Genomic DNA, 23,838 nt, shown 5'->3' with positions numbered 1-23,838 from the left:
GTCAGCCTGCGTGCGCGGCCATCCACTTTTCGACGATCGGGGCGATCCGGGTCCGCCACTTCGATCCGTTGAAAATGCCGTAATGCCCGACATTGGGGGCCATATGATAATGCTTGAGCGCGGCGGGCAGTGACGTCGCAAGCGACAATGCCGCCTTGGTCTGGCCCAGCCCCGAAATGTCATCGCGCTCACCCTCGATCGCGAGCAGCGCGATGTCGCGAATGGCGCCCGGATCGACCCGCTTGCCGCGATGAAGCATCTCGCCCTTCGGCAGCGCGTGCTCCTGAAACACCACGCGCACCGTCTGGAGATAAAATTCCGCGGTCATGTCGCAGACCGCCCGGTATTCGTCGTAGAACGCCATCGTCGCCTCGGCATTCTCGTCGTCGCCCTCGACCAGATGCTTGAACATCTCCCAATGGCTGATCAGATGGTTGCCCAGGTTCATCGTCATGAAGCCGGCGAGCTGAAGGAAGCCCGGATAGACCCGCCGCCCCGCGCCCGGATAGGTCATCGGCACGGTCGCGATCACATTCTGCTCGAACCACGCGTGCGGACGCTCGGTCGCCAGCGTGTTGACGGCGGTCGGCGCTTCGCGCGTGTCGATCGGCCCGCCCATCAGGGTGACGGTGCGCGGGCGGTGGGGATGATCCTCCGCCGCCATGATCGCGGTCGCGGCATAGCAGGGCACCGACGGCTGGCACACCGCCAGCATGTGCGCGCGCGGATCGCCTTCGGCCCCGATCACGCTCAGGAATTCGATGACATAGTCGATATAGTCGTCGAGGTCGAAGCTGCCGTCGGCCAGCGACACCAGCTTGGCATCGCGCCAGTCGGTGATGTAGACGTCGGCGACCGGCAGCATCCGCTCGACCGTGCCGCGCAGCAGCGTGGCATAATGCCCCGACATCGGCGCGACGATCAGCAATTTCGGACCCCCGGTCACGCCTTCGCGCACGAACCGCTTGAGCTGACCGAAGGGTTTTTGGAGGACGATTTCCTCGTGGACTGCGACGCTGCGGCCGTCGACGACCGTGTGACTCAGGCCAAAGGGCGGCTTGCCGCGCGGCGCGGAAGCATGCGCGAACACCTCGAGCGCGGAGGCGAGCACCGGGCCACCGCCGAAATAAGCGAAGGGATTGGCGGGGTTGTGCAACCAACCGGCGCTGAAATTGGCGAGTGCGCTTGCGCCGGCCAGCATCGAGCGTTGCAGTTCATAACCTTCGTACAGCATCAGATTTCCAATTCCCCACGTCGCATCTGCCCCATGCGCACGATCCCGACCGCTATAGAGCAAAGGCATTAACCCGCAATGATCGTCTTTGCCCCGAATGATTTGGCGTTTTAATGCGCGCACGGTGTTTCCCGCCGCCGCCAATGACGCTAGGCGGGAAGGCACCATGGCAGATCAAGTTCCGCCCCCCGCCGCGCGCGCCGTCGATCCCGACGCCGGTGTCCAGCTTCCCACCGCGTCGGCGAACGGTCCGGAAGGCGCCAATGGCGACCCCGCCGCGGCAGCCGGCCGACGGATCAGCAACCTTCGGATCGTGTGGGGCTATACCCTGCGCTATCCGGTACAACTGACATTGGCGATCGTCGCGCTGTTGATTGCGGCGGGCGCGACATTGTGGGTGCCGCGCACCTTTCAGCAGGTCGTCGACAACGGGTTCGCCGCCGGTTCCGACCCGGCGAGCATCGCGCCCTATTTCCAGGGGCTGTTGATGGTCGTCGTCGTGCTCGCCTGCGCGACCGCGATGCGGTTCTATTTCGTGTCGTGGCTGGGCGAGAAGACGGTGGCCGACATGCGCGCCGCGGTACACCGCAACCTGCTGCGCATGCCGCCGGGCTGGTTCGAGGAGAACCGCCCGTCGGAAATCGCGTCGCGCCTGACCGCGGACACCGCGATCGTCGAACAGGTCGTCGGCACGACGGTGTCGGTGGCGCTGCGCAACCTGTTGGTGGGCGTGGGCGGGGTCATCTATCTCTTCACGCTCGCACCCAAGCTCGCGCTCTACCTGATCGTCGGCATTCCGGTGATCGTCCTGCCGATCGTCTGGCTGGGCGGCCGCGTGCGCAAATTCTCGCGCTCAAGCCAGGACCGGGTTGCCGACATCGGTGCGATGGCTGCCGAAACGCTGGGCGCGATGAAGATCGTCCAGGCCTTTGGCCAGGAAGGGCGCGAGGCCGACCGTTTCGAAGGCGCGGTCAGTCGCGGTTTCGCCGCCGCGCAGCAGCGTTTCGCGACGCGCGCGATCATGACGGCGCTGGTCATCGCGATCCTGTTCAGCGCGGTCACGCTGATCATGTGGGACGCGGTGTCCGATGTCGCGGCCGGCCGGGTCAGCGGCGGCGCGATCACCGCATTTGTGATCACCGCGGGCCTGGTCACCGGGTCGTTCGGCGCGTTGACGGAGGTCTATGGCGATCTGTTGCGCGCGTCGGGTGCGGCGGGGCGGCTGGCGGAACTGCTGGCGCAGGAGCCCGAGATCAGGGCACCGGCCAACCCGATTCCGCTGCCGCGACCGCCCGCCGGCGCCGTCACCTTCGACCGGGTGAGCTTTCGCTATCCCACCCGCCGCGAAGTGCTGGCACTCGACCAGTTCAGCCTGAACATCGCCGCGGGCGAGACGGTGGCGGTGGTCGGCCCGTCGGGTGCGGGCAAGTCGACGCTGTTCCAGCTGATCCAGCGCTTCTACGATCCCGAGGGCGGCGAGATCCGCATCGACGGCGTGCCGATCCACCTGGCCGACCCGGCCGAGGTGCGCGGCCGCATCGCGATGGTGCCTCAGGACACGGTGATCTTTGCCGCATCGGCACGCGACAATCTGCGCTACGGCCGGTGGGACGCGAGCGACGAGGAGCTGTGGACCGCCGCCGCCGCCGCCAATGCCGAGCAGTTCCTGAAGGCGCTGCCGGGCGGGCTCGACACCTTTCTGGGCGAGGGCGGCGCGCGATTGTCCGGCGGCCAGCGCCAGCGCATCGCGATCGCGCGCGCGCTGTTGCGCGACGCGCCCGTGCTGCTGCTGGACGAGGCGACGTCGGCACTCGATGCGGAGAGCGAGCGGCTGGTCCAGGATGCGCTCGAGCGGCTGATGACCGGGCGCACGACGCTGGTCATCGCGCATCGGCTGGCGACGGTGCGCGCCGCCCAGCGGATCGTGGTGATGAACGAGGGACGCATCGTCGAGACCGGCAGCCATGCCGAGCTGATCGCCGCAGGCGGCCTTTATGCGCGGCTGGCGGCGCTGCAATTCAACGAAGCCGCCTGAGGAGAGGGAAATGGCCGAGTTCGATATCATCGTCTATGGCGCGACCGGGTTCACCGGGCGGCTGGTCGCCGAATATCTGGCGCGCGAATATGGCGACGGGTCGCTGCGCTGGGCGATGGCGGGCCGCTCGCTGACCAAGCTGCAGGAAGTCCGCGACGAAATCGGCGCGCCCGCCGATATCCCGCTGCTCACCGCCAATGCCGACGACCCCGCGTCGCTGGCACAGATGGTGGCGCGCGCGACCGTGCTGCTCACCACCGTCGGCCCCTATCAGCTCTATGGCAACGATCTGGTCGCGGCGTGCGCGGCCGCGGGCACGGCCTATGTCGACCTGTGCGGCGAACCCGCCTGGATGCGCCACATGATCGACCGCCATGCGGCGACGGCGCAAGCGAGCGGCGCGCGCATCGTGTTCTCCTGCGGCTTCGATTCCATCCCCTTCGATCTGGGCGTCTACACGCTTCAGGAGGCCGCGCGCGACAAGTTCGGCGTGCCCGCCCCGCGCGTCAAATGTCGCATCCGGACGATGAAGGGCACGTTTTCGGGTGGCACCTTTGCCAGCGCCAAGGCGACGATGGTCGCGGCCGCGAAAGACCCGTCGATCTTCAAGCTGCTGATCGATCCGTTCGCGCTGACCCCGGGTTTCGAAGGGCCGTCGCAGCCCAAGGGGCTGTTGCCCGAATATGATGCGGCGGTCGGCGGCTGGGTCGCGCCGTTCGTCATGGCGCCGATCAATACCAAGAATGTTCACCGCACCAATGCGCTGCTCGGCCACCCGTACGGCACCGATTTCGTCTATGACGAAATGGTCATCGCCGGGCTGGGCGAGATGGGCAAGGCCGCGGCCGAGGCGCTGGCGAAGCTGAATCCGATGGCCGGCGACAAGGGACCGAAGCCCGGCGAAGGCCCGTCGAAGGAAGAGCGCGACAGCGGCCATTACGACCTGCTGTTCATCGGCGAGATGCCCGACGGCGCGCGTGTCGAGGCCGTCGTCACCGGTGACCGCGACCCCGGCTATGGTTCGACCAGCAAGATGATCGCCGAAAGTGCGATCTGCCTGGTTCGCGACGTGCCGGCCGAGGGCAAGGGCGGCATCTGGACCCCAGGCGGACTGATGGCCGAACCGCTGCGTGAGCGGCTGCGCGCGCATGCCGGCCTGACGTTCGTCGCGGGGTGAGGCCGCGACGGCACGTTTGCGTGCGCGCGTCTTACTTAAGCCGTTCGTATCGAGCGCAGTCGAGATGCGCTGCACCGCATGGGCCAACGCTTCTCGACTTCGCTCGAAGCGAACGGAAGTCAGGCGGGGGGTAGGCGAGAGCATTTTCAAGTCAGGTGGAATCACCTGACGACACGGAAAAAAAGGAAAATAAAAGACAAAAGAGCGTGATTCGCTTCAACCAAAGTGGATCACGCGATGGAGCGTGATGACGTTGGAGTCACTCGCTCTCCAATGACTTCCTCGTCACCCCGGCCTTGTGCCGGGGTCTACCGGGCCGCGCAGTCCTGGCGGTTGTGACCTGTGGCACCGTGGGCCCCGGCACAAGGCCGGGGTGACGGAAGTTTATTCCGAGCAAGGTCATCATGCCCTAATGTGGGCGCGAGTACCCCGCTCACACCCGATAGTAATCGCGGTACCAGGCGACGAACCGCTCGATCCCCTCGGCCAGCATGACCCTGGGGCGATAGCCGGTCAGCGCGTTCAGCCGGCTGACATCGGCATAGGTGGCGGTCACGTCGCCCGCCTGCATCGGCCGCATCACCTTGATCGCTTCGCGTCCGAGCGCATGTTCGAGCGTCGCGATCATGTCCATCAGCCCGACGGGATGGCTGTCGCCGATGTTGAGCACGCGATGCCCGCCCGCGGCCGGCGGATGATCGAGCGCACCGACGATCCCGTCGACGATATCGTCGACATAGGTGAAGTCGCGCGCCATCCGTCCTTCGCCGAACACCTCGATCGGCTCGCCCGCCAGAATGCGGCGCGTGAACGAGAAATAGGCCATGTCCGGCCGGCCCCACGGGCCATAAACGGTAAAGAAGCGCAGCCCCGTCTGGGGAAAACCGTAAAGCGCGGCATAGGCCTGGCTCATCAGTTCGCCCGCCCGCTTGGTCGCGGCGTAGAGCGATACCGGATCGACCGCCGCGTCTGTTTCGCTGAACCCCTGACCCTCGAGCGGACGATCGCCATAGACCGAGCTGGACGACGCGTAGACCAGGTGGACGAAGCCCGGCGCATGCCGACACGCCTCGAGGATGGCGAGATGGCCGGCAAGGTTGGATCGTTGATAGGCGAACGGATTGTCGATGCTGTAGCGGACCCCCGCCTGCGCGGCGAGATGGACGACCCGGACGACGCCATGGTCGCCGACCAGCGCCGCGATCGCCTCCGCCTCGGCAATGTCGAGCCGATGAAACGCGAACCCCTCGCGCGCCGTCAGATTGGCCAACCGCGCCGCCTTCAGCGCCGGGTCGTAATAGTCGTTGAGGATATCGACGCCGATCACGCGCTCGCCGCGATCGAGCAGCCGGTGCGCGACCGCATGGCCGATGAATCCGGCCGCGCCCGTCACCAGGACGGGACCCGCCTGGTCGGTCACCGACCGACCGCGTGATAGGTGAAGCCCGCCTCCTCGACCATCGCGCGCGGATAGATGTTGCGCAGGTCGACCAGGATCGGCTGGCTCAGCAGCGACTTGACGCGGTTGAGGTCGAGCGCGCGGAAGGCATCCCATTCGGTCACGATCGCGAGCGCGTCGGCACCGTCGATGGCCTCATAGGCGTTGGCGCAATAGACGACGTCGTCCAGAACCGCGCGCGCCTGTTCCATCCCCTCGGGATCATAGGCGCGGATCGTCGCGCCCGCGTCCTGCAGCGTCTGGATCACCGCGATTGCCGGGCTGTCGCGCATGTCGTCGGTGTTGGGTTTGAACGTCAGCCCGAGAATGGCGACGGTCTTGCCGCGGACATCGCCGTTCATCGCGGCGATCACCTTGCGCCCCATCGCGCGCTTGCGGTTGTCGTTGACCATGACCACCGCCTCGACAATGCGCTGCGGGGCATCGTAATCCTGGCTGGTCTTGAGCAGCGCCAGCGTATCCTTGGGGAAGCAGGATCCGCCATAGCCCGGCCCGGCGTGGAGAAATTTGCCGCCGATGCGGTTGTCGAGCCCGATGCCGCGGGCGACCTCCTGAACGTCGGCGCCGACCTTTTCACACAGATCGGCGATTTCGTTGATGAAGGTGATCTTGGTCGCGAGAAACGCGTTGCCGGCATATTTGGTCAGCTCCGCGCCGCGCCGCGACATTTCGATGATCGGCGCGCGGTTGAGGCTGAGCGGGCGGTAGATGTCGCGCATCACCTGCATCCCGCGTTCGTCATGCCCGCCAATGACGATGCGGTCGGGCCGCTTGAAATCGTCGATCGCCGCGCCTTCCCGCAGAAATTCGGGGTTGGACACGACCGCGAACTCGGCGTCGGGGTTGGCTTCGCGGATGATTCGTTCGACCTCATCCCCGGTGCCGACCGGCACGGTCGATTTGGTGACGATGACCGTAAAGCCGGTGATCGCGCGCGCGATTTCCGCCGCGGCGGCGTGGACATAGCTCAGGTCGGCATGACCGTCCCCGCGCCGTGACGGGGTGCCGACCGCGATGAACACCGCGTCCGCGCCGGCAACGCCTTCGGCGAGGTCGGTCGTGAAGTGCAGCCGGTCGCCGGCGACGTTGCTGGCGACGAGCGCGTCGAGCCCGGGTTCGTAGATCGGCATCCTGCCCTGGTGCAGCGCGGCGATCTTGCTCTCGTCCTTGTCGACGCAAACGACGTCGTGACCGAAGTCCGAAAAGCAGGCCCCCGATACCAGCCCGACATAGCCGGTCCCGATCATTGCAATCCGCATTCTCAGAGCTCCCTTGTGCCGCGAAGTCCGCCCAGCTTTTGCTGCACAGCAGCAACGCGCCGCACCCCTGCGAAATATTGATCGCAATTACAACCCGGATCGTCCGACGCCGCGGGCATACTCGTCGGATGACAAGGCCGGTTGGTCGTGTCGGCCCGCCGATCGTCGCTGCCGAATGCGCTCGCACCGCCATGCTCGGGCGCCGCCAGCGTCGGGCGCGCCGCGATGCTTCACCCTTTCTCAAGACTTGCCACCCTATGGCGAGGGCCGCTGTTGGAGTAATGAGCATGTTGACCAGCGCCGCCCAGAACGTCGCACCGTCCGACGGCCGCCGCGCCGACGATCGCCAACCCGTCGATCGTCCGTCGACGTTTCGCGATCAGCACGGCGCACCGCAGAATGTAATGGTCGAGGATCTTTCCAGGCTCGGGTGCAAGATTGCCGGCGAGTTCGCGGTCCAGCCGAACAGCCAGGTCACGATCGGATTGCCCGGCGTCGGTGTCGCACAGGCCAGGGTCGTACGGATCGTGCCCGGCGCAATCGGGGTCGAGTTTCTCCACCCCCTGTCGCCGACCGACCTCGACACTGCGTTCCGGCAGTCCCCCGTCCACGCGCTCCAGGCCCAGATCATGGTCGCCAATGCGGGCGACGTGCATGTTCACGAAGACCGTTGGCCCGGCGCCGCGCGGATCGGCGTCATTGCCGGTGGTTCGGTGCTGCTGTGGGGCGCGATCATCGCGACCGTCCGCGGGCTGTTCTGAACCCGACGACCCCGCCGATCAGTCGTTGATCCGCTGGCGGACTGAAGCGGCGGGTTCCCATACCGTATAGGTCTGGCGCATCAGCAGCGATTGCACGACCCCGCGCGCCACGCCGGCAAGGCTGGCGATGCTGCTCCACGCGAATTCCGCGATGCGGACACGCACCAGATTTCCGATCAGCAACACAAGCGCAAGGCCGATCAGCCCGGCCGCGACCGCCATCAGGCTGGTATAGATCGCCAGCGCCGCCGCGAAGCAGAGGACGGCACCCAGCAGGAAGAACGGCATCAGCCATTTGATCAGGCGGTGCGAAAGATAGCCGTACACCAGCACCGGATGCATCTGGCGGAGCGCCGGCCACAGCGCGCGGTGCACGTTCATCCCCTGGCACGCAATCCGTGCCTTGCGCCGATGTTCCTCGACCGACGCAGTCGCGCTGCGCTCGGTGATCGTCACCTGGGGCACGCGCGTCACGCGCTTGCCGTCGATGAGGACCTTGAGCGAGACAAAGAGGTCGTCGATCAGGTTGGGCGGGGGCAGGTGATAATTTTCCCGCCGGATGACGAACATCGCGCCGTCGACCCCGATCAGGCCATAGGCTTCGTCCTCCAGGCGCTTGATCCACTCCTCGAGCTGCCAGTAGCGCGCGCCGAGCGCGCTCGTCGCGGTCTCCCCTTCGTTGCTGTAGACCAGCCGCGCGGTGACGCAGCCGACCGTCGGGTCGCGGAGCGGCTCGACAAGGTCGATGAGCGCCGAAACGGGGGCACGGACATTGGCGTCGGTGAACATGACGAGTTCGCTGTCGCTCGCCGCCAGCAGTGCCCCCATCCCTGCTGTCTTGCCCGACCGCGTGGCGGACGCGATCAGGTTCACGCGATCGGTAAAGGGCGCGAGCAGCTCGACCGTGTCGTCGGTGCAGCCATCCGCATACACATGGATCGTCGCTGGGCCATAGGCCTCGGCCTGTTCGATCAGGCGCCGCACCTTTTCGACGACCACGTCCTGCTCGTTGTACACCGACATGCAGATGGCGACCGACGGCCGCGTGGCGGCCGGTTGTCGCGGCGCGGCACGCCGCGATCGAGGGCGGAGGACCAGGAGCGACAGCGGATAGGTCACGAAGGGGTGGAGCGCGAAGCCGAGCAGCACGACCCCGAGTGCGATCAAGCTCATCAAGGCCGGTTTCGCCTTTCGCTGATCGCGCGGGACGCCGTCGATCCGGCCGAAGCACGGACCGTTGCCGATACGACATTCCGGCCCGCCCTGCCGCCGCTCATCGTCATGCTACTCACTAACCTGATCAGGCGACAACGCCTTACCCCCAAGACGATCGATTTGCCATCGACCCTACCACAAATTTACGCACGCTTTGTCCGGATGGATGCATCGCTTTAGACCAAAACGGAGCTTTACCCGGACACCATCCCAAATCGAGAAGCAAGTGGCGACGTGTAGCGCGTGACTTGCCGCACGGCGCGGGCGATAGACGGATCATGCGCTCGATTCGGGACAGTTGAAATGCGACGTTCGCGCATGGTGCGTGCGCGCATTCCAACGCATGACCGCGGTGACGGCGCGAGCAACGTGCGCCGGCCGGGTGCGGACGTGCTGACCGGCGCGGCGTTGATCGTCGCCCTGTTCCTCCAGCTCACGGCCCTCGGCGCAAATACCGAGATGCTCGGGCTCCAGGCGGCGACGGCCAACATGATCGTCGCGCTGGTTGCGCTGATCTGGCTCAAACCCCCGCCGGGCTGGTGGCAACCGGCATCGGCGGTCATCGTGCCGGCAATCGCCGCCTTCGCCTGGGCGGCGATCGCCAGCGTCGCCAACCAGGGTGTCGGCGGGCTGTCGCTCGGCGTCCGGCCGGCACTGGTCGGGCTGGTGCTGCTCGCGGGCGCGATGGGTGCCGCGACGACCGGGTTGATTGTGGGCGGATGCAGCCGCTCGCTCGACCCGCTCTGCCGCGCGTTCCTGGTTGTCGGCGCGGCGTGGATGGTGCTGGCGCTGGGGCTGCACCTGACGGAACCCGGACATGTTTGGGGCGTCGACAAAGGCCTGCAAGCCGGTCGATTTTCGGCAACGCTGCTCAATCCGAACGCCGCGGGAAGCGTGCTCGCCGCGATCGGCATCCTCGCCGCCGGTCGCCTGATCGCCAACATCCAGCATGCGGCCGAGCGATATTGGATCGACCCGCCCTTGCCGGCGCTGGCGTTCAACGGCGCCGCTTTGCTGCTCGCCGCGCTGCTGACGGCGATGACGCAGTCGCGCGCCGCCGCAGCGATGCTGGCCGTCGGCGTCGCAATCCTGATCGTGCGCAAGCTCGGCGCGCGCACCCACCGTCTGCGCTGGCCGCTGATGGGCACCGTCGCAGCTCTTGTCGCCATCATGTTCGCGGCCCTGATCGTCACGGGACCATCGTTCGCGAAAATCGCGATGACGGGCGACGACCTGAGGCTCCGGGTCGAGGCGATCCGTCACTTTGGTGCCCTGACCGCCGGCTCGCCATGGTTCGGCTATGGCTATGGTGCGTTCGACGCGCTCAACGCCGCGCATCTCGACCCGGTCACCGCGCGCCTGTTCTGGAATTTCGGTGCCGCGCACTCATCGCCGATCAGCGCCGCGATTCAATATGGCTGGCCATTCGTCGGCTTGCTGACCGTCAGCATCGCGACCGCCGCGACCATGGTCGCCCGCACGTGGCGGCACCGTCCGCCCGGCGGCGCCGCCGTCGGGATGCTGCTTGCCAGCGGCGGGATCATCGCATGTTCGCTGATCGACATTGCGCTCGACGTACCCGCGGTCGCGGCCCTGGCGGCAGCTATGGCCGGGCTGGCGATCGGCCAGTCGATGCGTCATCCCGCACCGCAAGCCCGGCGCCACCCCGTCCTGGTGCCCTCAGCGCCACGAGGATGAAGGGCGGCGTGCCCGCCAGCGCGGCCTGCGTCGCCATGCGCCGTTCATAGCCCAGTTCCTGATACCACAAAGCTTCGTCGACGAGCGCGGCGCGGCAGGACCTCGACAGCGTCGGCCATGCGTGCGCGCCGAACCACAGCCGCCATTCCGCCTGCGCGCGCAGGAATGGGGCGTGGCGATAGCTTTGGCAAAGGTCGGACACGGCTTCGCGCCGCCGGTCCGACAGCGCCGCAAAGTAGGCGGCCAGCACCCACAAATCGGCACGGCGAGGCGCGTCGCGCAACAAGATCTGGACCGAGGCGCGACCAGTCGCCAGCGCCTGCGCACGCGCCCGCGGCTCCCCCGCCTTGGCGGCGAGCGCCGCATACCCGGTCGCGCAAGCGAGCATGATCTCGGCCGGTTGTGCCCCCCCGCATCCCGCCAGCGCGGCGGCTGCCCGGCGGCGGTCGTCGGGCACCGCTGCCACCGCTGCCATGCCGCTGGCTTCGCGAAAGCGATCGAGCTCGACCTGCCGCATGACGGCGAAGGCCGCGACGCCCAGGCACAGGAACAGGATGCCGATCATCGCATAGCGCAGGAAAATCGCAGCCCGAGACGCAGACATGGTCGCGGCACCCGCTTCGTCGGGCACGCTCAACGGCGACGCTCCCCTCACCGATGCGTCTCCCTCGGTCGCATCACGACGGCGCGCGCCGCGCCCTCGCATCAGTCATCGCGATATTCGCGATACCGGTGGTAGTAATAGGATGGATCACGCTTGCCCAGGCGGCGGCGCCCGACCGACGCCATCGACAGCACCGCGCCCATCACGTCGCTCCCGTCCTGCCGCAGCAGGCCCAATGCCGCGCGGGCGGCGTGAACGGCGGTCTGCTCCGCCTTGATCACGAAGATCGAGGTGTCGGCGAGCGCGGCGACGATCCGCGAATCCGCGACCGCCAACGTGGGCGCATTATCCAGGATGACGAAGCGGTATCGCGTGCGGAGCTCGTCGATCAACTTGCGCATCGCGGCACCGCTGAACAGATCCACCGTCCCCGAAGGCGCGGTGCGCATCGGCAGGATGTGCATGCCGGTACGGTCGTCCTGGATGATCTCGTCGGCGGCGCGCGCTTCGCCGCGCAACACTGCGCCGACCCCGCCATGGCCACCCTCGACGCCGATGCCCTTCAGCCCGCCGCGCCGTTCGTCGCAATCGACCAGGATGACGCTGTCCCCACTGATCGCCATGATTCGGCCGAGCCCGACCGACGTCGTGGTCTTGCCCTCGCCGGGCAGCGACGACAGCACCGCGATGACGCGCGGCTCGCGCGCGTCGAGCATCAGCGAGTTGCGGATCGCGCGCATCGCTTCGGCAAAGCTCGACATCGGATTGTCGACCACATAGCCGACCGCGTCGGGGGCCCCGCGCAAGGCGCGCCGGTTCAGATAGGGCACCGAGGTGATGAACGGGATGCGCAGATGATATTCGATATCGTCCGCCGTGCGGATCACCGACGTCATGAACTCGACGACCAGCGCCGCCGCCAGGCCGAGGATGATCCCCATGATCGCACCCAGGACCGCGAACAACGGCTTGTTCGGTACGCTGGGTTCCAGGGGCGGAACGGCCTGTTCGATGATGACGGCGGAAGATTCGCGATTTCGCTGCTCTTCGCCGGTGCGCTGCGCGGTCAGCGACAACTGTTCATACAGTGCCTGCTTCGCCTTTGCCTCGCGCTCCAGCGACTCCGCGGTCACGCTCGCGCGATTGTCCGCCGCCTGCTGGCCGCGCAGCTGGGCAAGCTGGTTGCGCAGGCTCGCCGCGCTCGCCTCGGCCGACCGCGCTGTCGATTCGAGTCCGGCGACGATGCGACGCGCTTCCTCGCGCAGCGACTGGTCGATCGAGGTCAATTGCTGGGTTACCCGGATCGATTCCGGATGGCGATCGCCGTAGCGGGCGTCGATCTCCGCCTTTTCGCGCAATGCCTCGGCGCGTTGACGCTGGAGATCGGCGATGACGTTCGAACTGAGCACGCTCGACACCGCGCCGATCGCGCCGCGATCCGTCTGTTCGCGCGCGGCCGCAAGATTGGCACGCGCCGCCGCCGCCTGCGCTTCGGCCTGGGCCAGCTGAGTCGACAAGGGCGCGATCTGCTGATCGGTGACCGTGCCGGCCAACCCGCCCTCGACGATGCCGGAGCGGCCACGATAGCTGGCGATCTGGGCTTCGAGCTGACGGAGCTCGCTTGCCAGCGTGTTGAGCCGATCGTCCAGGAAACGCGATTGCTGTGCGGCCGCCCCGGTCCGCCGGCGCACGCTGGTGTCGATATACTGCTGCATCAGCTCGTTGGTGACCGCCGCCGCCAGTTCCGGGTCGGACAGCCGGGTGGTCACGTTGACGATGTAGTTCGTGTCCTCGCGCGACACGTCGACGCGGTTGCGCAGGCTGGTGATCGCTTCCTCGACGACGGCTTCGGGTCCGCGCGCATAGGTGGCGCGATCGACGAAATCCTCGTTGTTGGCCAGGTTGAGGTTGCGCACCACCTGCTCGGCGACGCCGCGCGAGCGAATGATCTGGACTTCGGTGTCCAGCCGCGACTGGTCGGCCTGGGGCGAATTGCTGCGCTGTTCGTTCTCGCCGGTGATCAACCGCTCGGTCGGGTCGATCCGCATCCGCCCGGTGGCGTCGAACTGCGGCGTGACGAAGAAGGTTCCGGCAATCGCGGCCGCCAGCACGACGACGGTGATCCCGGCGATCAGCAGCCAGCGGCGGACCAGAATGTCGAAAAGCTGCCGAATTCCCAGGCTTGCGCCATCCGTTCCCGAATCCACCATCTCACCCGATTCGGCAAATGTCGCATCGACTCGATTCATACGTCCTTCATCCCTCAATACGCCGGGGGGCCTGCTGCCGATCAATAATGCACCGTGGCCGAAACAACGCCGCGATACTCGTTAAACCGCTGTCCGATCGCCGTGCCGGTGCTGTCGCGGTCGAGATAGGACACGCTTGCGCCCAGGCTGAGCTTGCGGTTGACGAGATAGCGCCCGCCCGCGCTCGCCTCGAGCAGATTGTCGGTGCGGTCGAGCGCGACGAAATCGTTGATCTGGTAATTCACCTGCCCGAACAGCAGGGCGTTGCGCAGCAGCTCATGGTCCGCGCGCAGCCGGAAGGTGTTGGCAAAGAAGCCGCTGGATTGCGCCACGATCGAATCCTGCACCGTCCGATTGGCCACGGCGGTGATCGTGGTGAGCGGGGACAGGAAATATTCCAGCCGGACGTCATAGGCGAAGCCGGAGAAATCCCTGAACCGCGGGGAATCGAACGACCGCTCGATATAGCCGAAGCCGACCGTCGCGCGCACCAGCGCCGCCAGGTCGAACGTGGTCCCCGCCAGCACTTCGAAACTGTCGCCGTCACGATTGTCGGCAAAGCCGATGATCGGCCGCTGATACGACGTCGTGCCATAGGAGGCCTGGACGAAGGCGGCTGCATCGGGATTGAAGGCGTATTCGACGCGACCGCTGCCGCGATAGACGTTCCGGTCCCGGAAGTCCTGATCGATGATCGTGTTGCGCGCGCCCTCGACATCCTTGAAGTCGAAACTGGTCGCGTCCGCCGCCACGGTGAACCGGAACCGGTTCGCCTGATACACGCCGCGGGCAAGCGCGGTGGCGGTCACATATTCGATCGGTCGTACCGAGTCGGCGGGGAAGGTACCCGAAAACTGCGCCTCATATCCGCGGCGGACCCGGAACGAGGTGACGGCGTTGCTGTCCCCCCCCAGATCGTAACGCGCATCAGCGTTCAGGAAGAGATTTTCCTCATCCCGTGCCGACCGCTCGGTAAAGAAACGAAAGGCACCGCCCGCGTTGACCGTGATCGTGTGGCGGTTCCAGTTGCTTTCGACGCGCACGGTCGGGTCGATCGCGAAGAACACGCTGCTCTGCCGATCGACGGTCGCCCCGTCGATATTGTCGGACACCCCGATGCCCGTGGTCAGCGACGGATAGAGGGTCAGCGTACTGACCGGCAGGCCGATCGGCTGATATTCGGGGCGTGCCCGATCGAGCACGCCCTCGTTGCGGCCGCGATTGACCTGAAAGGGGATGTTCGTGCCCAGGAACGGACCGAAAATCTCGTTCTCCGTTCGCGCCTGCGACTGGGCAAGCGCGCTGTTCCCTGACACGATGGCGACGAGCGCCGCGCCGGCCGACAGCAGATATTTGGTGTTCGCGCTCACGGCTTCCTCATAAATTCTGGGACAGAGCATCGACGGACGCAGGCGCCGCCACTCAATCGCGATAATCGCTGCCGCCGCCAACGCTGAACGACGGAATGGGCGCGAGCCCCGACGAACCGGTTGCCGTCGCCCCGGTCCCCACGCTGCACCCGCGAAGAACCGAGTAGAGATCACGCAGCGCCGCGCTGGCCGCAGGCACCTGGACGCGCCCGCGTGCGTCGAGCAACGCCCCCAGGACGAGGTCGCACTGGTCGCGCCGCGCATCGACCACCTGCGCAAAGCGCGCCTCGAACACGCGCGCAGGCGTGTCGACCGGCAGCGACCGCGCGAGCACCAGGATCTCCTCGACCAGTTCCTGCCTCGCGTCGCCGGCGGCCTGCTCGCCCGCCTGCACGGGCAGCGCGGCGAAGGTCAGGAAAGCGGCTGCGACGCCCGCAGACCGTAAGCCGAATCGTGAAGTGCGTGCGCTGAACATCCCAAGCCCCCTGTGTTGATCGCCCGCAGGCGGGCGCCGTCGTTCACTTCCTGCACGCCGGGACCACCGCGAAGCGGCGGCGGTCCATTACTAGAAATAGCGTTCGCCCACCCGGATCGTGTCGCCCGGGCCGACCATCAGCGTCGAGGTCAGCGGAACCACCTCTTCATTGTCCTGGCCCGCGCGCTTGATGAACACCCGCTTGCGATCGGCGCGATAGGTGAAGCCCTGCGCCGTGGCGATGGCCTGAAGCACCGTGATGCGGTCCGTAAACGGATATTCGCCCGCCCGATTGACTTCGCCCAGGATGTAGAAGGGCCGGTAAGTGAGCACTTCGACCGACACATTCGGATCGCGCAGATAACCCTCGCTCAGCCGCGCCTCGATCGTCTTGTCGAGATCGGCGACCGACACGCCACGCGCATTGACGACGCCGATCAGCGGCAACGCGAGCGTCCCGGCCTGATCGACGACGAACTCGCCGCTCAGCGTCGGTTCGTTGAATACGGTGATCCGCACCTTGTCCGCCGGCCGCAGGACATATTCGGACGGACGCACCTCGGGCTGCGCGGCGACGTCCGCGCTACCGGGGGCGTATGCCTGCTGCGCTGCACAACCCGTGAGTGCAAGCGCGAACACGGCAATCCATCTCAATACACTCACAGCATGATCCCGGAACTCGTGAAACCGGGCAGGCTATGCTGCAGAACGCAAATTTGTGCAAGTCAGGCGCGTCGGGGCTGTGTCACGATGAACCAAGTCAGCGGATCATTCAGCGATTGTCGTGCGAGCCAGACATAGCCGGTTTTCGACCACAGACGGACCCAGTCGCTGCGGTTGTCGAGCACCATGTCGCCCTTGTGCGTTCGCACAACGAGGACGGCGTGAAGACCGACGCTCGGGATGTAGGCGGTCGCAAAGAACATCTGGTCGGCGCGCACCCCTGCGCGCAGCAGCTGGTTGCGCTTGTCGATCGCAAAATCCTCGCAATCGCCGATCCCGCCGCCTTCGTTCAGCGCCGACTGCCACCGCTCGCCGACGTCCGCTTGCGCCACGACGCGTCGATTGACCTGGCGGTTGATCCGGCGCACCAGCCGCATCTGATCTGCATCGATGGGGGCGGATCTCGTGTCTGCGGACGACGCCGTACGGCAGCGCGCCGGCGCGCGCGCGCACATTTCGGCATAGCCCGTCGGCGCGGCGACCGCGTCGCCGCTCGCCATGTGACCGCGTTCTGCGGCGTGTGCGATGCTGCCCGCAAACACTGCTGCCAGCGCCGTCGCCACTCGGATCGTCACGCGCATACCAGTCTCCACCGCAAGGGTGATGACGGGCTAACAGTGCGAATTTAGCGTCGAGTTGGAGGATGTGGTTAAGGCGCAATCAAGCTTCGATGTCGCGCCCGAGCCATTTTCCGGAAACTCGACAGGAACTTGGACAAGACGGGGGGCGAGTGTGTCGGACAAAATGCGGGGTCGTGCCAGATGACCGACGTTTTTGCTCGCAGGTGCAGCAATAAATCCCTATCCTCGTCGGCGGTGCGCACGCCTGCGTGGATCTCGATGGCGGCCGTGCAGCCGCTGACGAAAATGTGGACAATGTTCGACGGGGTTCGGGAATGACGGTTTTTGCGCTGACTGCCTTCGCCGCGCTGCTGCTGTTCCTCTATCCCTACATTTTCTACCCGCTGACCCTCTATCTCTTCGCGGAGCGGCCGGTGCGGCGCATGAACTCGACCCAGCCGCTCTCGGCGACCCTGGTGTTCGCAGCGTATAACGAGGAGCGCGCGCTTCCCGCGAAAATCGCCAATCTGCGTGAGATCAAGCAGCGCCACCCCCAGATCGAGATCATCGCCTATTGCGACCTGAGCACCGACCGCACGCGCGAGCTCATCGAGGAAGCGAGCGACATCATCTCGCTGATCGCGGCGGAAAAGCGGACTGGAAAGGCGGTCGGCATGGCGCGAATGGCCGCCGTCGCGCGCGGCGACATCTGCATCTTCACCGATGCGAACGTGATCCTCGAGCCCGACGCGATCCCGGCGCTGGCGACCTATTTCGCCGATCCCGAAGTCGGCGGCGTCGCCGGCACGCTCCATTACACCAACGAGGATGCGAGCGCGACGGCAAGGGTCGGCGGCCTCTACTGGCGGCTGGAAGAGTGGCTGAAGCGGCTCGAATCCCGCTGCGGATCGCTGATGGGCGCGGACGGATCGATCTTCGCGACCCGTCGCAACCTGTATCCCGAAGTGCCGCCCCACCTGCTGGACGACATGACGGTGTCGATGGCAGTGCCGTTGAACGGCAAGCGGCTGGTGCAGGCCGCGGATGTCATCGCCTATGAGCGCAACGCGACGTCGTCGTCGGACGAATTCCGCCGCAAGCGCCGGATCGCCTGCCGCGCCTTCAACACCCACCGCTATTTGTGGCCGATGATCAGCGCGCGGTTCGGCGTTGCCGACGTCTACAAATATGTCGCGCACAAGCTGTTGCGCTGGTTCGGCCTGTTGTGGCTGACGATCTTCGTTACGTTCGGCGGCCTGGCGCTGGCGCTGGCGGGCCAATGGGCGCTGATCGGCCTGTTCGCGCTGCTGGGCGGGATCGCCATCGCGCTCGGCGAAGTGAAGCTGCAGCCGTTCGTCACGCTGACCGAAGTGCTGAAGTCGATCGTCGCGACATTCTACGGGATCGTCGATTCGCTGCGCGGCCTGACCTACCAGACCTGGGCGCCGGCCAAGTCGCGGGACTGACCGGCGACCATTTGCACGGGTGCCGCCCGGCCGGCCGCTAGCGCGGCTGCGCCTTGAGATGATCGGCGAGGCGCAGCGCCAGTGCGATCAGGGTCAGCGTCGGGTTCGCGAAGCCCGACGTGCTGAACGCCGCCGCCCCGGCGATGTACACGCCGCGCGTCTCGAACAGCTCGCAATTCGCGTCGCACACGCCCGTTTGCGGCGTTTCCGCCATGCGTGCGGTGCCGATGTGATGGCCGCCGATGGGCACCAGTCGCGCCGCCGCCGCCGCATAGTCGCGATCGGAGAAGTTGAGCCTGGCGGTGTGGCTGTCCGCGAACGCGGCGGCCATTACCCTCAGCCCCGCCGCGAGCCGGCGATGGTCGCCCTCGGTCGTGCGCCAGTCGATCCGGATGCGGCGCATCCCGTTGTCGTCGCGCGCATCGCCGAGCGTGATCCGGCTGTCGGGATTCGGCTCCTGCTCCGCGTTGAGGTCGACCGGATAGACTTCGCGCGGATCGCGCAGAACCACCGACGGCAGCTTGCGTTTCGACAGGATGCGCTTGCGCGTCCACATCTGGGAAAACATCATCAGCTTGGGCGCACCGAGCACCATGTTGCGCGCGTGCGCGGCCCAGAAGCCGAGGTGTGAGCCGCTGAGCCCCATCGCTTCCTGATATTCGAGCGCAGTCAGCTTTCGCGCATATTCGGGGACGATGTAGTTCTTGACCAGATACATTGCCGACAGGACCGGATGGCGATGCCCCGGATCGACGATGTTGGGATGCGCAGGCCGCAACACGATACCGGCGAGCTGGTGCTGCCGCTGCGCATCGGGGGACAGCCAGATGTAGCGACGGCAGTAGATGCCCTCGGGCGACTGCTGATAGTCCAGCCGGACCGAGCGGGTGGGCTTGGTAAAGGCGATCGTACCGAACTCGCCCTCGATATGACCCTGATAGAAGCGGCCGACCAGATCGTGTTCATTGCCGAGCCCCTTTGGCCGGTCCTGATCCGAAGCAAGCAGCAGGCGCGGAATTTCCAGGCCGCCCGTCGCCAGGATGACGCACGGTGCCATGACGTCGATCCGACGGTCCCCGCCGGCATGGACGCGCACGCCCGCCGCGGTCGCGCCGACATCGCGGGTCAGGATCCGTTCGACCGGCGCGTGCAGGAACAGCCGGATATGCGGGTCGCGTTCCAGCATCGCGCGATATTCGACGCCGAAATGCGTCGGGTGGCTGAACCGCTCGATTCGATCGAGTACGACATCGGGCGAGTCGACCCCGCCGACCATTGGTGCAGGTTCGCCCGGCAACGCCGCGCCGGCATCGAAGATTGCCGGGCCCGAATGCGTGTATTCGGTCGCGCGCGGATAATATTTCGCGACATCGTCATAGCCGATCGGCCATTTGGCATAGGGCATCCACGGCCGCGTCTCGAAATCGATCGGATCGAACGGAATGCACCGCCCGCCCCACACCGAAGTCGAGCCGCCCAGCACGCGCCGCCGGAACATGTGCACCGGCCCATGCGTGTCCGGCGCGATCGCTTCGGCATGATAAAAGGCCTGGCTCAGCGGATCGAACTTGTCGCCGCCCGCTTCCAGAACGATGACGTCGCGTCCGGCCCTGGCGAGTTCAAGCGCGAGAACGATGCCCGCCGCCCCCGCGCCGACGATGGCGACGTCGCATTCGATGCTGTCGGGCAGCCCGGCGCTACGAATATCGGTAATCAAGACGTGTCGCCTCCCGGATGTGATTCAGGCGAGCGCGGCGATCGCCGCCAAATGCTTTGGTGATGTCGTGCCGACCAGCGCCGTCGTGACGAGCGGCTCGGCGATGGCATGGCGCACCGCATCGAGCGGCGCGACGTCGGGCTGAAGCCGAATTACCTCGCGCGCCATCACCTGTATCCCCCGATCGCGGATCGCGGCGCCTTCGTCCGTGTCGCGGATGGCGGCCACGACATCCCATGGCAGCTGAAGCAGCGACAGGCCTGGCAGGGTTAATGCGGCCCGCAGGCATGTGATATCGTCGCACGACACGCCGAAATGCGCGACCTTGCCCTCCGCCTTGAGCGCGGCGAGCGTCGATCCGAGCGCCGCGTCGCCCGCGACCGATGCCGGCGGGCTGTGCAGCAAGAACCCGTCGACCTGTTCGATGCCCAAGCGGCGCAGCGAGCCGTGCAGGCTCTCGCGGATCGCCGCGGGGCTCCAGTCCATGCGCAATTCGCCCTCGCGTCGCGCGGTCACCGCGCCGGTGCCGGCGGTCGCTCCGGTCGACCCGCGCCGCATCGCCAGAAGCGGACGCAGCACCGGCTTCAACGGGCGGAGCAATTTCATGCGCGGCGAGAAGCCCCGCCCTGCCTTGGTCACGACGAACGCGCGCGCGCGGCGTCCGCGGATCGCCTTGCCGATCTGCTGCTCGCTGTCACCCTGGCCATAGATGTTCGAGGTATCGAGCACCGTCACGCCAAGCTCGAGCGCATGGGCGATCAGCGCACGGCTTTCGGCCAGGGTCTGCGGATTGTTGAACGATCCGACCCGCGCGCAACCCAGCCCGATCTGCGACGGTGTCCGGATATCGCGTTCGACGGGCATGATCGGGCTCCTGGTCACCGCGTTCCTATTGCGCTGCAGCAAGAGCGAGCGCAAGCCTCTATCCGCCGTGGTTGGCCGCGGGTCTTGCACGCGTGCTCGCGCTCGCGCTCGCGGTACCGCGCGGGGCGCGCCGTGCCGGTGCGACCGATGCCCATGCGCGTGCGACGACGAACATCATCACCAACGGCATGACGAGGCCTGTCGCCAGCGCGAGATTTTCGGAGAAGCCGATCACCGCATAGCTCCACAGAAAGCTCGCCCCCGCCGAGGTGCCGAGATCGCGCGTGCGCGCCGCTTCGATGGTCAGGCGCACGGCCCCCCCGATGACGAGCAGCACATAGAAGACGAAGCCGATGATGCCGATTTCGGCCAGCACCGCCAGATACGCCTGATGCGCCGAGGTTGCCGCAGTGATGTAGCGTTCGTGCTGGCGATAGCCGATGCCGAGCAGCGGATCGTTGGCGAACAGCGCCCATGCCTCGCTCCATGCGAGTGCGCGGCCGGTCGCCCCGGATCCGATGCCGCGTCGCGGATCGTTGAGCTTGAGGAGAATATCCGCGAACTGGTCCGCGACCAGCGGGACGAGCAGTACCAGCCCGACCATGGCAACCAGATACCATCCGCGCCGGCGCTCGGGCGCGCGTGCAAAGGCGATCAGGACCATCACCCCAATCGCGACGATGCTGGCGACCATCGCGCCGCGCGCCGACGCCAGCACCATCGTCAGCACCGCCACGGCGATAATCGCGACGCGCAGCCACATCTGGCGCACCGCCGCGCTGCATGCCACCGCGATGATCGCCACCATGCCCCAATAGGTCGGCCCCGCCCGCGACGCGAGCCGGCCCCAGCTATATTCATTGAACGCGACCGCCATGACGAGGCACGCCGCGCAGCTGAGCGCGACGGTCGCCATGAAGCTGTTGAAGCCGATGGTGCGGCCATGCGGGAGCGCGGCGAAGAGTGCGCCCGCCAGCAGCGTGAGCATCAGGATCAGCGCATAGGCGATGGCGCGCGGGTCGGGGTTGGCCAGCAGGCTTGCGATCACCGCGGCCGCCAGCCCGAAGGCGAGCAGGGCGAATGGCGCGAGACGCCGGGCCTCAAGCTGTCGACGGGCCATGAACGCCGCCAGTGCCGGCGGGACGATCAGCAGCAGGTTGATCGCGAAATGAAGGACGGACACCAGCACCGGCACTTCATGCGTCGACGCTTCCGAACCCGGATTTACCGCGACGAACGACGGCCGGAACAGAAGATCGACGAGAACGAAGAGGCCGAGCAGCAGGCCGAGGGCTATGCCGGCCCCGCGCGCGACGCTCTGCCGCGGATCGATGGCGACACGGCGGCGCACGTCAACCCGCCTTTCCGGCATCGCGACCTGCGGTTGCCGGCACCATGCCCTGTCGCGCCCGGCGTCCGGCGATCTGCGCGCCCAGCCGGATCATCGGCCGTTCGAGGGCGATGTGCAGGATCGCAGCCAACGCCAGCGAGGCCGGAACGACGATCGCCGCAAGGGTCAGCGCAGCCAGCGCGGTATCGGCGCTGATCGTGTCCCGCAGCAGGAACAACGTGACCTGGAGCACCGGCCAATGCGCCAGATAGATGCCATAGGAGCGCGCGCCGACCCAGCGCGCCGCCGCCGATCCGAACATCGCCGACCAGATGCGCGCCGCCGCGCGATCGACGGCGGTGGTCCGCTCGACCGCACCACGGCCAGCCAGAAATGCATAGAAGGCGACCCACAGCCCGATAGCCGCGAGTGCCGGCACCGCCGCGGCCAAGGCTACGCCGACGAGGGCGGCGGCAACCGGCGAAAAGCGGATCCGGACGGCGCGCTCGAACAACAGCCGGCTGGCGATCCCGGCGAGGAAGAGATGCGCGGCGGCCGGGAAGACGCTCATCAGGCGGTAGTCGCCCAACAGGCCCACCTGCTCGACGACGACCGCGCCCAACAGCAGCGCGACCATGATCGCCGCGCGACGCCGGTCGGCCAGCCAGCCGATCACCACCGGCGCGATCAGATAGAATTGCCATTCGAGGCTGAGGCTCCACGCCGGGCCGAGCATGACCGCCGAGGAATAGGGCAGCACCGAATCGGGCACGATCCCCTGGAACAGCAGCAGGTGGAGGAGGAGATGGACCGGGAACGCATCCTGCTGGCTCTGATAGGTGGCGACCAGCGTATCGCGATAGGCGAAGCCGGGGTCATCGGCCCATGGCACCGCCATCACCGCCTGCGCGCCGAGTGCGGTCGTCGCTATCCCCGGCAGCACCAACGCCAGATAAAGCGGAAACAGCCGAAAGGCGCGCCGGACCAGATAGCCCGAATAGGGTTCGCGCCGCATCGCGAGCAGATGGGTTACGACGAACCCGCTGACGATGATGAACAGCTCGACCGCCAGATGCGCGACGCCACCGCTGGACGCGAGCAGGGCAAAGCGGGCGTTGAGCCCGGTATACTGGACGACGTGCCAGCCGACGACCGCAAAGGCCAGCCACGCGCGCAACCCTTCGATTTCGTCGAAACGGACGGCGCGCGGCAACCCTGCTGCATCACTGGCCACCAGGCCCCTCCCCCGCGTGCATCACCGCGCCGCTCCGGCGTCGCGCAGCGCATAGGCACGAACCCAATCGATCTTCATCCGCGCCGGAAACCGGGTGCGGGCATCGGGCGCGCCGGGCCAGTCGCCGCCGATCGCCAGATTGAGCAGCATATAAGCGGGGCGATGAAAATCGGTGTTGGCGGTGCGGCGCACCTCGCGCGAATCGACGTACCAGACGATCTGTGTCGGGGTGACGAGCACGCCGTAATCGTGCGGCTGATCAACAGGCGCGGTGTCGATACGCGCCCCGTCGGCAACCTTCTTGCCCCCGACATCGCGGTGGACCGTCGCATAGATTTCGTTGTTCTTGCCGATGTCCGTCGTCAGAACATTTGGCACAGGTCGCGGCGTAAATTAGCGGAGTGCGGG

20 protein-coding genes are annotated in these 23,838 nt (G+C 66.7%); 5 read left to right on the top strand and 15 right to left on the bottom strand.

Going from position 1 to position 23,838, the window contains the following annotated elements; translation table 11 throughout:
- Position 1 precedes the first annotated feature (1 nt).
- Positions 2 to 1,234 carry a polyhydroxyalkanoate depolymerase gene (locus AX709_RS09140; protein WP_066549014.1) on the bottom strand — a complete coding sequence of 411 codons (1,233 nt, stop codon included), beginning with the start codon at positions 1,232 to 1,234 and terminating at the stop codon, positions 2 to 4.
- 166 nt (positions 1,235 to 1,400) lie between these two features.
- On the opposite strand from AX709_RS09140, the gene AX709_RS09135 reads away from it, so the two are divergent.
- On the top strand, positions 1,401 to 3,269 hold the full coding sequence (locus tag AX709_RS09135; protein WP_082730929.1) for an ABC transporter transmembrane domain-containing protein: 1,869 nt from the start codon (positions 1,401 to 1,403) through the stop codon (positions 3,267 to 3,269).
- A gap of 10 nt (positions 3,270 to 3,279) precedes the next feature.
- The gene (locus AX709_RS09130; protein ID WP_066549012.1) at positions 3,280 to 4,446 is read left to right on the top strand and encodes a saccharopine dehydrogenase family protein; all 1,167 of its coding nucleotides are present in this window, start codon (positions 3,280 to 3,282) and stop codon (positions 4,444 to 4,446) included.
- Positions 4,447 to 4,879: 433 nt separating this feature from the next.
- Here AX709_RS09130 and AX709_RS09125 read toward each other — a convergent pair whose 3' ends face one another.
- Both AX709_RS09125 and AX709_RS09120 read right to left on the bottom strand, forming a co-directional pair.
- On the bottom strand, positions 4,880 to 5,866 hold the full coding sequence (locus AX709_RS09125) for an NAD-dependent epimerase/dehydratase family protein (RefSeq protein WP_066549011.1): 987 nt from the start codon (positions 5,864 to 5,866) through the stop codon (positions 4,880 to 4,882).
- Entirely contained in the window at positions 5,863 to 7,164 is a 1,302-nt protein-coding gene (locus AX709_RS09120; protein WP_066549010.1) for a UDP-glucose dehydrogenase family protein, read from the bottom strand. Before AX709_RS09120 ends, AX709_RS09125 begins: the two co-directional genes overlap by 4 nt.
- Positions 7,165 to 7,451: 287 nt before the next feature.
- Here AX709_RS09120 and AX709_RS09115 point away from each other — a divergent pair, with 287 nt between their 5' ends.
- Positions 7,452 to 7,925: a hypothetical protein gene (locus tag AX709_RS09115; RefSeq protein ID WP_156454231.1), complete on the top strand. Its 474-nt coding sequence runs from the start codon at positions 7,452 to 7,454 to the stop codon at positions 7,923 to 7,925.
- 18 nt (positions 7,926 to 7,943) lie between these two features.
- Here AX709_RS09115 and AX709_RS09110 read toward each other — a convergent pair whose 3' ends face one another.
- Positions 7,944 to 9,098 carry a glycosyltransferase gene (locus AX709_RS09110; protein WP_066549008.1) on the bottom strand — a complete coding sequence of 385 codons (1,155 nt, stop codon included), beginning with the start codon at positions 9,096 to 9,098 and terminating at the stop codon, positions 7,944 to 7,946.
- A 345-nt stretch (positions 9,099 to 9,443) separates the two neighbouring features.
- Between AX709_RS09110 and AX709_RS09105 the strand changes: the two genes are divergently transcribed.
- Entirely contained in the window at positions 9,444 to 10,838 is a 1,395-nt protein-coding gene (locus tag AX709_RS09105; RefSeq protein ID WP_082731718.1) for an O-antigen ligase family protein, read from the top strand.
- Here the strand turns inward: AX709_RS09105 and AX709_RS18230 are convergent.
- The 6 genes from AX709_RS18230 to AX709_RS09080 all read right to left on the bottom strand — a co-directional run bounded on the left by AX709_RS18230 (position 10,744) and on the right by AX709_RS09080 (position 16,840).
- Positions 10,744 to 11,475 (bottom strand): hypothetical protein, encoded by a 732-nt coding sequence (locus AX709_RS18230; RefSeq protein ID WP_082731717.1) that lies wholly within the window; start codon positions 11,473 to 11,475, stop codon positions 10,744 to 10,746. The genes AX709_RS09105 and AX709_RS18230 overlap by 95 nt on opposite strands.
- A gap of 68 nt (positions 11,476 to 11,543) precedes the next feature.
- Positions 11,544 to 13,691, bottom strand: a complete 2,148-nt coding sequence (locus AX709_RS09100) for a GumC family protein (RefSeq protein WP_066549004.1) — start codon at positions 13,689 to 13,691, stop codon at positions 11,544 to 11,546.
- Between the two features lie 41 nt (positions 13,692 to 13,732).
- Entirely contained in the window at positions 13,733 to 15,061 is a 1,329-nt protein-coding gene (locus AX709_RS09095) for an outer membrane beta-barrel protein (RefSeq protein WP_197418962.1), read from the bottom strand.
- 52 nt (positions 15,062 to 15,113) lie between these two features.
- Positions 15,114 to 15,536, bottom strand: coding sequence for a hypothetical protein (locus AX709_RS18915; protein ID WP_066480327.1), 423 nt, complete (start codon positions 15,534 to 15,536; stop codon positions 15,114 to 15,116).
- Positions 15,537 to 15,626: 90 nt separating this feature from the next.
- A complete protein-coding gene (locus AX709_RS09085) occupies positions 15,627 to 16,175 on the bottom strand; it encodes a polysaccharide biosynthesis/export family protein (protein ID WP_231726019.1) in 549 nt (182 codons plus the stop codon).
- Positions 16,176 to 16,261: 86 nt separating this feature from the next.
- Positions 16,262 to 16,840: a transglutaminase-like cysteine peptidase gene (locus AX709_RS09080; protein ID WP_066549000.1), complete on the bottom strand. Its 579-nt coding sequence runs from the start codon at positions 16,838 to 16,840 to the stop codon at positions 16,262 to 16,264.
- 314 nt (positions 16,841 to 17,154) lie between these two features.
- On the opposite strand from AX709_RS09080, the gene AX709_RS09075 reads away from it, so the two are divergent.
- A complete protein-coding gene (locus tag AX709_RS09075; protein ID WP_066548998.1) occupies positions 17,155 to 18,285 on the top strand; it encodes a glycosyltransferase in 1,131 nt (376 codons plus the stop codon).
- A 37-nt stretch (positions 18,286 to 18,322) separates the two neighbouring features.
- Here AX709_RS09075 and AX709_RS09070 read toward each other — a convergent pair whose 3' ends face one another.
- The 5 genes from AX709_RS09070 to AX709_RS09050 are packed head-to-tail and all read right to left on the bottom strand — an operon-like array spanning position 18,323 to position 23,808.
- Positions 18,323 to 20,002 carry an FAD-dependent oxidoreductase gene (locus AX709_RS09070; RefSeq protein WP_066548996.1) on the bottom strand — a complete coding sequence of 560 codons (1,680 nt, stop codon included), beginning with the start codon at positions 20,000 to 20,002 and terminating at the stop codon, positions 18,323 to 18,325.
- Positions 20,003 to 20,026: 24 nt separating this feature from the next.
- The gene (locus AX709_RS09065; protein ID WP_066548994.1) at positions 20,027 to 20,866 is read right to left on the bottom strand and encodes an aldo/keto reductase; all 840 of its coding nucleotides are present in this window, start codon (positions 20,864 to 20,866) and stop codon (positions 20,027 to 20,029) included.
- 58 nt (positions 20,867 to 20,924) lie between these two features.
- Positions 20,925 to 22,217 (bottom strand): O-antigen ligase family protein, encoded by a 1,293-nt coding sequence (locus tag AX709_RS09060; RefSeq protein WP_066548992.1) that lies wholly within the window; start codon positions 22,215 to 22,217, stop codon positions 20,925 to 20,927.
- Between the two features lies 1 nt (position 22,218).
- Positions 22,219 to 23,430 carry an acyltransferase family protein gene (locus tag AX709_RS09055; RefSeq protein ID WP_197418961.1) on the bottom strand — a complete coding sequence of 404 codons (1,212 nt, stop codon included), beginning with the start codon at positions 23,428 to 23,430 and terminating at the stop codon, positions 22,219 to 22,221.
- 21 nt (positions 23,431 to 23,451) lie between these two features.
- Entirely contained in the window at positions 23,452 to 23,808 is a 357-nt protein-coding gene (locus AX709_RS09050; RefSeq protein WP_066548988.1) for a glycoside hydrolase family 16 protein, read from the bottom strand.
- Positions 23,809 to 23,838: the final 30 nt, after the last annotated feature.

Source organism: Sphingomonas sp. CCH15-F11, from assembly GCF_001557005.1.
Lineage (GTDB): Bacteria > Pseudomonadota > Alphaproteobacteria > Sphingomonadales > Sphingomonadaceae > Sphingomonas.
This window is presented reverse-complemented; position numbering and strand designations above follow the sequence as displayed.